The organism is Helicobacter sp. 'house sparrow 1', assembly GCF_900199585.1.
In the GTDB taxonomy this organism is placed as follows: Bacteria; Campylobacterota; Campylobacteria; order Campylobacterales; family Helicobacteraceae; genus Helicobacter_H.
In genome coordinates, this window is the sequence record NZ_FZQY01000009.1 from 40,645 (window position 1) to 54,301 (window position 13,657).

11 protein-coding genes and 1 pseudogene are annotated in these 13,657 nt (G+C 32.2%); 2 read left to right on the plus strand and 10 right to left on the minus strand.

Annotation, left to right across the window (positions count from 1 at the left end):
- Positions 1-7: 7 nt before the first annotated feature.
- From C6H31_RS07180 to abc-f, 3 genes and pseudogenes are all read right to left on the minus strand, one after another.
- Positions 8-442 carry a methyl-accepting chemotaxis protein gene (locus C6H31_RS07180; protein ID WP_442778075.1) on the minus strand — a complete coding sequence of 145 codons (435 nt, stop codon included), beginning with the start codon at positions 440-442 and terminating at the stop codon, positions 8-10.
- Between the two features lie 81 nt (positions 443-523).
- Positions 524-1,300 (minus strand): annotated as a pseudogene (locus tag C6H31_RS07185) (PAS domain-containing protein); the annotation flags it as partial.
- Between the two features lie 52 nt (positions 1,301-1,352).
- Positions 1,353-3,290 carry a ribosomal protection-like ABC-F family protein gene (abc-f, locus tag C6H31_RS05595; RefSeq protein WP_104697835.1) on the minus strand — a complete coding sequence of 646 codons (1,938 nt, stop codon included), beginning with the start codon at positions 3,288-3,290 and terminating at the stop codon, positions 1,353-1,355.
- A gap of 71 nt (positions 3,291-3,361) precedes the next feature.
- Between abc-f and C6H31_RS05600 the strand changes: the two genes are divergently transcribed.
- Entirely contained in the window at positions 3,362-4,117 is a 756-nt protein-coding gene (locus C6H31_RS05600; RefSeq protein ID WP_104697836.1) for an MqnA/MqnD/SBP family protein, read from the plus strand.
- Here the strand turns inward: C6H31_RS05600 and C6H31_RS05605 are convergent.
- Genes C6H31_RS05605 through pyrH form a run of 7 tightly spaced genes read right to left on the minus strand, consistent with a single transcriptional unit; the run spans position 4,042 to position 11,447 of the window.
- On the minus strand, positions 4,042-4,872 hold the full coding sequence (locus C6H31_RS05605; RefSeq protein WP_104697837.1) for a hypothetical protein: 831 nt from the start codon (positions 4,870-4,872) through the stop codon (positions 4,042-4,044). The genes C6H31_RS05600 and C6H31_RS05605 overlap by 76 nt on opposite strands.
- 8 nt (positions 4,873-4,880) lie before the next feature.
- Entirely contained in the window at positions 4,881-6,002 is a 1,122-nt protein-coding gene (locus C6H31_RS05610; RefSeq protein WP_104697838.1) for an N-acetylmuramoyl-L-alanine amidase family protein, read from the minus strand.
- A gap of 1 nt (position 6,003) precedes the next feature.
- The gene (locus C6H31_RS05615) at positions 6,004-7,095 is read right to left on the minus strand and encodes a nitronate monooxygenase (RefSeq protein ID WP_104697839.1); all 1,092 of its coding nucleotides are present in this window, start codon (positions 7,093-7,095) and stop codon (positions 6,004-6,006) included.
- A gap of 20 nt (positions 7,096-7,115) precedes the next feature.
- Positions 7,116-8,324 carry a tyrosine--tRNA ligase gene (gene tyrS, locus C6H31_RS05620; RefSeq protein WP_199768134.1) on the minus strand — a complete coding sequence of 403 codons (1,209 nt, stop codon included), beginning with the start codon at positions 8,322-8,324 and terminating at the stop codon, positions 7,116-7,118.
- 19 nt (positions 8,325-8,343) lie between these two features.
- On the minus strand, positions 8,344-10,488 hold the full coding sequence (locus C6H31_RS05625) for a RelA/SpoT family protein (protein WP_104697841.1): 2,145 nt from the start codon (positions 10,486-10,488) through the stop codon (positions 8,344-8,346).
- Positions 10,489-10,495: 7 nt separating this feature from the next.
- The gene (locus C6H31_RS05630) at positions 10,496-10,702 is read right to left on the minus strand and encodes a DNA-directed RNA polymerase subunit omega (RefSeq protein WP_104697842.1); all 207 of its coding nucleotides are present in this window, start codon (positions 10,700-10,702) and stop codon (positions 10,496-10,498) included.
- Positions 10,703-10,727: 25 nt separating this feature from the next.
- Positions 10,728-11,447: a UMP kinase gene (pyrH, locus tag C6H31_RS05635; protein ID WP_104697843.1), complete on the minus strand. Its 720-nt coding sequence runs from the start codon at positions 11,445-11,447 to the stop codon at positions 10,728-10,730.
- Positions 11,448-12,193: 746 nt separating this feature from the next.
- On the opposite strand from pyrH, the gene C6H31_RS05640 reads away from it, so the two are divergent.
- Positions 12,194-13,648, plus strand: a complete 1,455-nt coding sequence (locus C6H31_RS05640; protein WP_104697844.1) for a peptidylprolyl isomerase — start codon at positions 12,194-12,196, stop codon at positions 13,646-13,648.
- Positions 13,649-13,657 lie beyond the last annotated feature (9 nt).

Below are 13,657 nucleotides of genomic sequence, written 5' to 3' on the forward strand. Positions count from 1 at the left end.
AAAAAGTTCATTGTGAGGAAATGGTATTAGCAACCTCTTCAGAACTTGCTCTAATTTTATCCATAAACTCTTTTGCATCATTTGCAAGTTTCACGCTATCCTCAACTTCACTAATAGACACCTTAATAGATTCCACAACCTGAGAAGTCACATCTCTAATAGAATTAATAGTAGCAGTGATCTCAGTGATAGATCTTCCTGTTCTCTCTGCCAATTTTCTTACCTCATCAGCAACCACGGCAAAACCTCTTCCATGCTCTCCTGCTCTTGCAGCTTCAATTGCTGCATTAAGAGCCAATAAGTTTGTTTGATCTGCAATGTCCTTAATTGTTTGAATTACCGATTTGATTTCATCAGATTGTGCATTTAATGAGACAACTAAATCAGAACTTGCTTGCATTTTTTGTGCAATATTTCTTACATTTTGCGCAGTTCTTTCAATTACTTCTTTACCATCAAAAGTAAGCTTATCATTTCTTTGTGCAAGCTCAGAAGCAAGCTTATTTTTTTGTTCATCTCTCTCTACTTGTTGTGTAACATCAGAGGCAAACTTCACAACTTTATAAATCTTTCCATCAATATTATAGATTGGATTATAACTTGCCTCAAGATAGACCAACTTGCCTCCCTTGGCTATACGAGTAAATAATCCAGACTGGTATAAACCTGCTCTTAAATCCTCCCAAAACTTGGAGTATTCTTTTGATTTTACAAATTCTGGATTGCAAAACATACTGTGATGCTTGCCAACAATTTCACTCAAATCATATCCCATTGTCTTTAAAAAATTCTCATTTGCATCTAAAATCTTGCCATTTGGATCAAACTCAATGCCTGCCATAGATCTATTAACAGCATTAATAGTACCTTTTAAAACTAGTTGTTCATTCCTTCTTTGTGTTATTTCTGAGGCAAAGATTACAATCTTTATAACTTTGTGATCTGGTGTGCGGATAGGTAAAAAGCTGGCTTCAAACCAAAGTTCTGTATTAGCCCTGCTTAGACAACGGATGACTTGTATTTTACTTTTACCACTCTGCACATCTCTCCAAGTCTGAATATACTCTAAGGATTTTAGAAAGTTTGGGTGTAAAAAATCCTCAAACTTTTTGCCCTTTAAATTATCCTCACTTACATCAAGCATATCTGCAAAGTTTTTATTTACATCAAGTACTACACCATCTGGTTGCAATACAATACCAGCCATACACTCTCTAATTGCTAAAATCACACTTTCTAAATAATCACTTCTAGCTTTTAGTTTTAAAAATTCTTCTTTTAATTTGTTTGCAAAAAACATAACAACTCCTCGAAAAACACGCTGAGATAATTTGATATTGTATCAAAAAAGATCAAAAATTGATTCTTTTTTCCTCAAGCTCAAAATAACGCGCCAACTTTGTTTCTAGGATATTTTTTACCGCCTCCAACTCTTTTGCAATTAACCCAATATCTTTGTTTTTATAATTATCTAGATCAGATAGTTCTTTCTCAAAATTCTTTATCTTATTTTCTAAACCCTCAATTTCATTAGGAAGCAAATCCAACTCTCTTTGTTCCATATAACTTAACTTATTTTGTGTCTTTTTTACTTTTTTTTGCTCTTCTTTTTGTAAATCTTTTTCTAAAAAGTCTTTCTGCAACTTCTCATACTCTTTCAACTCTTTTTGTAAGTCTAAAAATTCACTATAACTTAGATAGCTCTCTTGTACCACTCCATTTCCTTCAAAAACAAGCAATTTATCTGCAAGCTTATCTACAAAATAACGATCATGACTCACAAAGATAATACTTCCTTGAAAACTTCTAAGATATTCTTCTAAAATATTAATTGTTTGGATATCTAAATCATTTGTTGGTTCATCAAGAATCAAACAATCATATTTCTTTGTAAAAAGTAGGGCAAGTCCAATCCGGTTCTTCTCTCCACCACTTAAACTACCTATCTTTTGACTTAAAAACTCTTTGGGAAATAAAAAGTTTTTTAAATAGCCAAAAACATGCATATTTTTACCATACACCTCTATATGATCTCCACCATTTGGACAAAATGTTTCTAGCAAAGTTTTATCATCATCTAAAAAACTCTTTTGTTGATCAAAATATCCAATACTAATATCCCCCACTTTTAACTTTCCAGAATCAAAAGATGCCTCTTTGAGTAAAACTTTCAATAAACTTGACTTACCACTCCCATTTTTTCCTACAATTGCAATACGATCTTTTTGCAGTATCCTGAGATTTAAGGATCTAAAAAGAGATTTTTCTCCTATACTTTTACTTAGATTCTCTAATTCAAAAAGCACTTTTTTATTATTCTTTGGTTGGTTATCCTTGCTGTGATTTTGCTCTCTTTGTAATTCTAATTGCATTGTCCTAATAATAGAAGGATTGCTTTTAGCCTTTTCCCGAAGTTCTAAAATTCTAGCCTTTCTTCCCTCATTTCTTTTACGTCTAGCTTGCACCCCTCTACTTAACCATTCTTCTTCTATTTTTAAAAATTTCAAGAGATTCTCATGCTCTTTAGAAAGATTAATAAGCATTTGTTCTTTAGCTTTAAGATACTTTTGATATCCCCCTTGAAAAGCCTGTATTTTTCCTCTATCTAACTCCAAGATTCTGTGTGCTAACCTATCAATAAAATAACGATCATGACTAATAAAAACAACACTTGCATTTAAAGCCAAAATCTGCTCTTCCAAGAACTCTACACTCTCTACATCAAGATGATTTGTAGGCTCATCTAAAATAAACAAATCAGCCTTTTTCATCAATACAGTAGTAAGAGATAGCTTTTTTTGTTCACCACCACTTAAAGTGCTTACACTTTGATTTCTAAGGTCATATAAAGAAAATCTTTTTAAAATTTCTTCAACTTTTTCTTCTAGATTCCAGGCATTATGTTGAGTAATAAAATCAATACACTGAAATTGTTCTTGCAACAACTGTTGATTCTGCCTTGTTTTTAATTCTTCTTCAATTTGCTTCAATCTATTATGAGCAATTTTTAAATCTCCTAAAGCCTCCTCGCAAACTTCATAGACACTCTTTGTAGATAAAAATTCCATATTTTGATTAAGACGAATCATTTTAAGATTATTTTTAAAGACGCTTTTTCCCTCATCTGCCTCTAGATCATTGGAAATAATTTTAATAAGAGTAGATTTTCCACTACCATTCTTACCAATAATTGCAACTTTTTCATTTTCTTGTATGGTTAAATTAATTTGATTTAAAATTACTTTATGCTCAAATTGTTTGCTCACCTCAATTAGACTCAATAATGCCATTTAAACCCTCTTTAAAACCTAAAGTTTAGTTTTTTTATCGTAAAATGCTAACAAAAATTACAGGATTTCTGATGCGTTTTGGACAGATCAATTATATCAATCTAGCACCTTTTGATGTCTTTATAAAATCCTATCCTATGCCCTCAAATTTTAAAAAATTCCTACATCTACATAAGTCATATCCTGCAAAATTAAATCAAGATTTCTTATTTCAAAGAATTGATGCTGGTTTTATCTCCTCAATCGCGGGATATTCTGCTCATCAAAGAAAACACGCAACACAAAGTGGAATTATTGCAAAAGGTGAGGTTTGGAGCGTTCTTCTTCTACCTAATGATTCAAAAAAAGATTATCAATCAGCTACATCTAATGCGCTCTGTGAGGTTTTAGGCTTAAAAGGTGAGGTTTTAATTGGTGATAGGGCTCTTTATCATCGCTATCTTAATCAAGAATGTCAAGATATGGGATTTCTTTGGTTTCAAAAACATAGATTGCCTTTTGTTTTTGGAAGATTATGTTTTAATAAACATCAAAAAATTTATTCTAAAATTTCTGAAAAGTTCAATCAAAAAAGAATAAAAATACCCTATTACATCCTTGAGAAGTATGCTAAAAATAGCTCTATAGATAAAGAGTTTATCCTAAAATACCTCAAACATATTTATTATAAAATTGAGAAAAAAGAAACATTAGGGCTAAAAAGATTCTATCGTGAGCTTTTATTTTTAGGTATCAAAAAGCCTTCACGCTTTCAATCTTTACGAAGCAAATCTTCAAACATCCATTCGCAACACCAAAATAAAAACACCAGCAGAGAAAAGCAATAGCGCATATTGTAATACTCTGCCCTTACCAATACACTAGAACATAACAAAATTATAAAAATAACCAACATAAGAAATAATAAATTAGCATATTCATAAAATCCAAATAAATATTTTTTCTTTATAAAAAGCACTAATAAAAAAATTAGTGAAACTAAAAATAAAAATAAATCAATATAAAAATAAAAATTTAATTTGTCATAATAAGGTTGCATTGCATTGACAATAATAAACAAAATACAGATATTAAGAGAAGGAAAAAATTTATACCCAAAAGAATGCAAGGGTTTTTGTAAATTAAAACAGAGATTAAAGAGCAAAAACCCTAGTGGAAAAAATGTAAAAAAGAAATAAAAAAAGATGGAAACTATAATTTCAAATCCCTTTGCTTCAAAAAGTGAAAAGAAATCAAGATATACAATATCATAAGGTTTAAAATGCAAGGTATCAATAAAACTCTTATCTGCAGAAGTAATGCTAAAAATCCCTATAAATAGAAAAATAATGGAAATAAGACTGGCAAAAAATAATTTTTGCAAATTTGTATTTCCACGCAAATTTGAGTAAATCAGATAAACTATTCCAGATATCGCAATAAGAAAGTATAAAGTTTTTATCAAAAAATCATAAGCAAGACCATCTTTGCAAAGTAGAAAAAATAATTGCGAAAAAGTGTGACTTGTTTCTGACACCATGATACCAAGCATTGCAAAAACAAGAAAAAAGAAAAAAATATAAGATGAAATAACCTTAATCATACCAAACTCTAAAAATTCTTAGCAATAAAGCTATCAATCCCATTTGCAATTCCCACAGCCAAATCTTTTTGATACTCTTTATTGCTAATTCTTCTGGATTCAATTTCATTGGAGTTATAACCTATCTCAATTAATACCGATGGCATCAAAGCCCCTGCCAAAACCCAAAAAGGTCCCTCTCTCACTCCGCCATCTACCACATTATCATATTTGCTTTTTAATTCTCTTAAAATGCCAATTTGCACATCAATTGCAAGCTTATTAGATGCTATGAGGCGGTGGGAATTTAAAGTATTTAAAAAAGATAATTTAGAAAAATAATTCATTGTTTCTACATCACCTTTATTCTCCTGCTCTGCTACACCCCTAGCCCTTTCACTTCTTGCTGTAGATAGAAAATAGGTTTCAACCCCTTGTGAGTTGGAATTTGAAGTTTTTGGAATCGAATTTGCGTGAATAGAAATAAAGAGATCGGTGTTTTTAGCATTTGCCATCTCTGTACGCTTTTTTAAATCCACATACACATCCTTATTGCGTGTCATAAATACCGTATATCCTCTCTTTTTTAATTCCTGTTCTAAAAATTTCCCAACGCTCAAAACAATTGTTTTTTCACAAATCTTAGTAACCCCAATGGCACCGCAATCCTTACCACCATGTCCAGGATCTATCATTATCCGATAAGTTTTTTTTGATTCTAACTGCTTGGATGCAAGAATAGATGGGTTTTCTTTTTTAATTTGCTTATTTTTATCTTGTTTTTCTTTTAAGAGAGGAATTTCATCCACAAAGCTAATATAAAGAGATTTACCCACTATTTTAGTTTGATATGAAGCATTGCTATTGCCAACAATCACTATGCGCACTACTTTTGGAGTATTTTGAGCAATAACAATTTGTAATTGATTAGGAAAGTTATATTTCTTCTTTGCAAATGGAATTAAGACAGCATCCACCTCTAAGTAGCTTCTAAAATTTCCAATTTTTTTTGATCTTAAGTCTGCCTGCTTAATTTCATGATTAAAAACAATTTTAATACTACTTGTTCCAAATGGAGCAACTTGCATAATCTTTAAATTTGATGCAAATAAAAAAACACCAAATAAAAAAAAATAGACAAGGAAGCGCATTTTACCCCTTGACAAGCTCTCCAATCAAATCCTTAACATGCATAATTTCTTTAATTTTATAACCATTAGCCCCACTAAAATAAAGCCCCTCCTCTAAGTTTTCTAAATATCCCCTACCTAAACTATCTGCTATACAATATCCCACAATCTTGGCTTCCTTTCCTCTTTGGCAAGGAGACACACAGTTGCTGATACATCGTATTTTTGGCGCATTACCCTCTCTTAATCTTTCTAATACACCAATATTTAGCGCTCTTGCTGGATAACCAACTGGTGATTTCACCAAAACAATATCTTCTTTTTTTATAGAAGGTAAAATCTTTGCATACATTTTTGCATCACACTCGTAAGTTCCCAAGAATCTTGTAGCCATTTGAACTCCACTGGCTCCCAAACTAAGCATTCTATCAATATCTTGTCTATCCCAGATTCCACCTGCAGCAATTACAGGAATACCTCCCCATCTCTCTGCCTCCTCAACCACAGAGGGAACAATATTTTCAAGTTGATATTCTTCCTTAAAACAATCCTCATATTTAAAGCCTTGATGCCCACCACTCAATGGCCCCTCAACAATCACAGCATCAGGTATCTTATTGTAGCGTTCTTTCCATCTTTTACATAAAATCTTTAGTGCCTTAGCCGAAGAAACAATTGGAATGAGAGCAACATCTGGAAAATTTTTTGTAAATTCTGGCATATTTGTAGGTAACCCTGCACCCGTTATAATAAAATTTGCTCCAGCCTCACAAGCATCCCTTACTACGCGACCATATTCATTAATCGCATATAAAATATTTGCCCCTAAAGGATTATTGCCACAAATCTTTCTAGCATTTTTAAAAATTTCATTTAAGGCACTTTTGGAATAAAAATTTATTGCCTCAAATGGTTTGGAAGAGATAATTTTTTCTACAAACTGCATTTTCTTATAATATCCCGTCCCAACTGCACTAATAATTCCCAAAGCACCATTCTTAGAGACATTTCCAGCTAGCTCATCCCAGCTAATTCCAACGCCCATGCCTCCTTGGAATATAGGATATTTAATTGTATATTTTCCAATTTTTAATGGCTTTAGTGTCGTTAGCATTTGCTTCCTTTATTTTAAGTTCATTTAATTTTTATGCGTAAAAAATTTCTTTTTCCCATTTGCAAAATAAATTCGCCCTGAAAAAATTTATAATTTTCATCACTGATTTTTTCTTGATTAACTCTTACAGCACCAGCTCTTATTTCCCTTCTAGCTTGAGAAGTAGATGAAGAGATGCCCGATTCTACTAAAATTTTACAAATCCACTCACCAGAGTTAAAAGTCATTTCCTTCATTTCTTCGGGTAAGGAATTTTTTGAAAAAACTCTATCAAAGTTGTCCTTAGCTTTATGCGCTAAATCCACAGAATGATACTTTGAGGTGATTTCAAAAGCCAATGCCTCTTTTACATTCTTTGGATGCAGTTTTTGTCCTTTAATATCTTCTTTTAATTGCTCAATTTCCCTCAATGTCTTTGAGCTTAACAATTCATAGTATCTCCACATTAAAGTATCAGAGATGCTCATAATTTTGGCATACATTGTTTGAGAATCTTCTGTAACACCTATATAATTTTTTAGGCTCTTACTCATCTTATTGACACCATCTAATCCTTCTAATAAAGGGACAGTCAAGATGGATTGCTCTTTTTTTAAGCCATAAGCCCTCTGCATACTACGTCCCATTAAAAGATTAAACTTTTGATCATTACCTCCAAGTTCAATATCACAATTTAAAGCCACAGAATCATAACCCTGCAGTAATGGATATATAAACTCAATAATACTAATTGGCGTATTTGACTTATAGCGCTTTTCAAAGTCATCTCTCTCTAGCATTCTTGCAACTGAAAAATTTGAAGTTAGTTGCAAAATCCCATCTACTCCAAGGTCATTTATCCAAGATGAGTTAAAACAAACCTCTGTATATTTAGGGTCCAATATCTTAAACACCTGCTCTTGATATGTTTTGGCATTTTGGATTACTTCTTCTTGACTTAGAGGTTTTCTTGTCTCACTCTTCCCTGTTGGATCCCCTATTCTTGCAGTAAAGTCACCAATCAAAAACTTTACATTTCCCCCAAAATTCTGGAGAGTAGCAAGCTTTTGAATTAAAACTGTATGCCCTAAATGTAAATCAGGAGCAGTAGGGTCAAAACCAGCCTTTACAATAAAGCGTTCTTGTGTCTCAAAGTATCTCCTCACTAAAGTGGAAATATACTCCTCCCCAATAAAATCAACACTACCACGCTTAATCTCTAACATAGCTTCTTGAATCTTTAATTCTATGTCTTCCACCACATTCTCCTTAACTCTGATAAGCATCTTGTATATTTTTAAAGTCGATTATTCTACAATGCTTTGATAAAATCTCTTTAATATTCTTAGCTTGATTCTTATCCACTTCAAAAATAATCTCACAATGAACTAGAAATTGATTCTTATAAGCAGCATAATTTAAACCCGTAATATTACAATGATTTTGAGAAAGAATTGCTAAAATTTTTACAATGCCTCCTTTTTGATCCTCTAAAGCTACAACCATTCTAAAAGAGGGCAGTTTATCTTGTATCCATTCAACTAAAACCATAGGGGTTTCTTGAGTGATTTCATCAAATAATCTTTCACAAAGTTTATGATGCACAATAACTTTTTGTGCTCTATAAACCCCTAAAATCTCATCCCCATATTTTGGATAACAACAACAATCAAACAAAACTTCATCAACATTCTTGGAGGAATAAACAATAAATTTTTCAAGATAAAATGTCTTCATCTTGATCATACTAGATCGAATCTTTGCAAAAATTCCCTTGCTTTCAAAAATCTTTTTTCTAATAGTCTCAATCATATCAAAGAGTAGTTTTTTGTCATAAAGAATCTTCCATAGATTCTCAACTTCTATGCCTTTGATCGCCAAAAATCTTTCAAAAACCCTAGGACGCTTATCAAAAACTCCTGCAAGCATATTAACACTACTTTTTTTCTCAATATCTCTAATGCGATTTTGTCTTTGAGTTCTCAAACAACTCTTTGCGCGAGAGGTTTTTACCTCATCAATCCAAGTATATTTAGGCAACACATTTTCACCCGTAATAATACGCACAATATCTCCGCTTTTTAGTATCTGAAGCAAAGAGGCTTTTTGATTATTTACATATGCTTCAAAAGCCTGATTACCCACTTCTGTATGAACTGCATAAGCAAAGTCTAAAACAACGGCTCCTACAGGTAAGTTATAGGTATCTCCCGCTGGTGAAAACACTACAATATCTTCTTGATAAAGGTCATTCTTTACTAACTCATAAAATTCCTCAATTGAAGAATTTTGATACTCAAAATTATGAAGCCAATCCATATTTGGTGCCAATCCACCACTCTTATATTTCCAGTGTGCGGCAACTCCATATTGCGCACTTTGATGCATACCAAATGTTCGAATTTGCACTTCATAAATCCAGGAGTGATCAAAAAGTGTGGTATGAATTGTTTGGTATCCATTCTCCTTAGGCAAAGCAACATAATCTTTAAATCTAGACATAATGGGCTTAAATTGACTATGGATTAAACCAAGAACCTTATAACAATCCAATTCTTCTTTTACAACAATCCTCACCGCTAATAAGTCTAATATTTCATCAATACTCACACCCTTTCTTTGCATCTTGAGATAAATGGAGTAGGGTCTTTTTACACGGTTTTCAATCTTAAAGTTATCCTCTAAAAAACCATTTTTAAGCAACAAGCTCTTGATCTTTTCTGTAAAATCATAAAGTCTTGATAAAAAGGGTTGGTGATTTTGCTCTAAAAATTCTTGAATTTTTTGATAATCCTGAGGAAATAAATAATAAAACCCCTTATCTTCTAACTCATTTTTTATCGATGAGATGCCAAGACGATGAGCAATAGGCGCATAAACCACTAATGTCTCTTCTGCGATACTTTTTTGTTTTTTTTCAGGAAGAGCTCCAAGAGTGAGCATATTATGGAGTCTATCACTGATTTTTATCACCAGTGCTCTAGGGTCTTTTACCGCAGCAATCAGCATTTTTCTAAAGCTTAAAGCTGTTGTAATAATCTTTGGAGAGGTCTTAGCACTCAATTCTTCTTTGCGTACCTCAGAAATTTTTGTGAGGGCATCCACCAAATTGGCAACATCCAATCCAAAATACTGTTGTACCATCTCTATTTTATAATCTGTATCTTCCACAACATCATGCAATAAAGCCGCACAAACCATTGCTTCATCTCCACCATAAAAGGCCACAACACAAGCAACACAAATAGGATGAACCACATAAGGCTCCCCACTCTTACGCTTCTGTCCTTTATGATGCCGCACTGCAACATCTAAAGCATCTTGGATTCTTGGGGTGATTTCTATAATACCAGAGAGCGTGGAAACAGCTACTCTGATAGTTTTGATTTTCTTTAAGGTATCAAATAAATCCAATAAAACCTTATCCTATCTTTTCTAAAGTGATCTTTCCTTCAGCAATTTCCATCATAGCAATATCTGAAAGCTTATCAATCTTTAAGTTTGTATCTACTAAAGGCTTAGCACCATTTTCTAATTGCTTTACGCGAGCAAAAACCATATTTGCTAGCACATATCTATCATTTGAAGTTTGTTCCAACGCCTTTGCAATCACTTCTTCTGTTCTCATCTTCTACTCCTTGGTGTTTAATTTTTTATTTTACAACAGAACAAATACCTGAATTATTACAGATAATTTCTAATAAATTTCGCTCTCTAAACATATTACATACAACTATTGGTAAATTATTATCTTTAGCAAGTGCAATTGCTGTATCATCCATCACTTTTATATGATCTTGCATCGCTCTATCATAGCTTAAAGTATCTAATTTTATAGCATCTTCAAATTTATTTGGATCTTTAGTATAAACTCCATCAACTTTTGTCGCCTTAATAATCATATCAGCACCAATTTCAATAGCTCTTAGTGTAGCAGCTGTATCTGTAGTAAAAAAAGGATTCCCTGTGCCAGCACCAAAGATTACAATTCTTCCTTTTTCTAAATGTCTAATTGCTTTGCGATAAATATAACTCTCACAAATTTCTTTAATCTCTAAAGCACTTTGCACACGCACATCAAGCCCTATATGCTCTAATGCCTCTTGCATAGCCACCGCGTTAATAACTGTTGCAAGCATTCCCATATAATCACCACTTGTGCGTCTAATAATACCACCTGCAGAAGCTGTTACACCTCTTATGATATTACCACCACCAATAACAATCCCAACTTCAACCTGATTTTCAACCAATAACTTTATCTCACCAGCAATGTAGCGCAAAATCTCTGAATCAATCCCAAATCCATTTGCCCCCGCCATAGCCTCACCAGAAAACTTTACTAATACACGCCTATTCTTTTCATCTCTCATAAAAAACTAACCTCAAAAATACAAAAAAATATCTCATGCAAAAGACCGCCTAGGATTATACAAAAAAAACACTTAAGCATACTTTAAGAAATTAAGTTTAGTCTCAAGATATCCTTAGAAAATTAATGACTTGACAACACTCTTTAAGTTTATAGCAATAAAATCTAAATTTTCTAAATTCTATTGGCACAATATTAGTTTTTCCTGCCAAAAAGTTTCCAACCACAACTCAAAACATTAAAAAGCCTTGAAATACCACCTATTTTTAAATCTCAAGTTTTAATCCTAGGATACTTCATAAGACCAACAAAAATTAAAATCTATTTTTCTTTCAAAAATAATGTAGTTCTTTAATTTACACACTAAAAAATCTACAAATTATAGTATTTAAACTAATAGTAAGTTTCATTGTTAATGTTTAATGGGTTTAACTAATTTAGGTATCACTAATTCTCACACCATTTTCTTAAGAACTACTTGAAAAAAACAGGCGGTTTTGTTAAGATTCTATGCTTTAATTTTAAGATAAATTCTTGCCTTTAAAAAGTTTAGAAAAGAGCCCAATACCTTTTGATAAACCTAAGGTATTAGAGATTTTAATCATAAAAGACTCTAGGCTTTAAAATTCCCAAATCATTGATGTTTCTATGACTTGGGGTTTTATTAGGATTAAAGGCTAAGACTTGGTAAAATATTTTAAACAAACACAAGATTTGTCAATTTCAATGTTAAGGAACTAAAAACCTATGCTAGAGTGGATGCAACGACATAAAAAATACTTGGTGATTACTATCTGGATCAGCGTTATTGCACTTGTTTCAGCTGGAATGGTGGGCTGGAATCCTAGTGGTTTTTCTTTAACAGGAGACAATATAGCCAAAGTTGGGGATATTAAAATTTCTCAACAAGATTTCCAAAATATGTATCAGAGAGTATTTAACGAATACAATCAAATGCTAGGTGGCAATCTTGATTTTGAGCAAGCCAAAACTTTTGGACTTAATAAAATTGCTCTAAATCAGTTAATTCAAGCAGCACAATTGCAAAGTTTTGCCAAAGACATAGGATTACGGGTAAATGATGAGGAGGTAGTGAAAGCAATCACTCAAGATAAAATTTTTATGAAAAATGATGTTTTTGATGAAAAGCTTTATCGTCAAATTCTTAGAGAAAACAACCTTTCTGTAAAGTTTTTTGAGCAGTCTGTAAGAAATTCTCTTTTGATTCAAAAATTACTCACTTTATTCCCTATTGCAACTACTCCTTTAGAACAAAAAACAATTGGCTCTACAATGCAAATCACAGATACCATAGAATATAAGATTTTAGAGCTTATGCCATTAAAACAAAAAATTACTCAACAACAAATTCAGGATTTTTGGGAAAAAAATAAAGAACAATACAAAAAAGAAGCAAAAGCGACTATTGAAGCAATATTGGTGGATATCACAAAACAACCCTTTACTCAGGAAGATTTAAAAAATTTATATGATGAGGATAAGAGTCTCTATCTTGGAGAAAATGGAGAACTAGAACCATTTGAAAAAGTAAAAGATAAAATACAATATACTTTCCAAGAACAAGAGGCAAAAAAACAAGCTATCAAATTGTTTCAAAAACTAAAAGAGGGTGATCAAAATACCCAAACTATCACAATAACTCTTGATGCACCAGAAGTCAGTCAGGAACTATCTGAACAATTAAATAACGCGAGTGAAGGAATGTTTATAAAACCAGCTCCTTATAATGGCAGTTATTATATTATAGGGAAGGTTACCCACTTCCAACCACAAAGCATTAAAACATTACAAGAAGCAAGAAAAGAGGTGCTTGGTTTTCTTACAAAGGAACTACAATTTGAGGAACTAAAAAAAGAAGCTGCAAAACAATTAGATTCTTTTAGTGGAAAAATAGCCAAGATTGATGTATTAAATCAAACTCATTTTGATAGCCTTGATGCAAATCAATCACAAATAATAATCCGAAACATTTTTGGATCAAGTCAGGATAAAGGTGTAATAACTCTAGAATCCAGTGCCTTTGTCTATAAGATTCATAAACAAGTATTACCTCAAGATGTTCCAAACAACCTACTTGAATTGGTTCGCAACACAAAATCACAATTCATCGACAAAACACTAATGGAATATCTCGAAGCGAAATATCCAAAAAAAGTTTATAATAAACAAATTTTTCAATAGGAGTGAGAA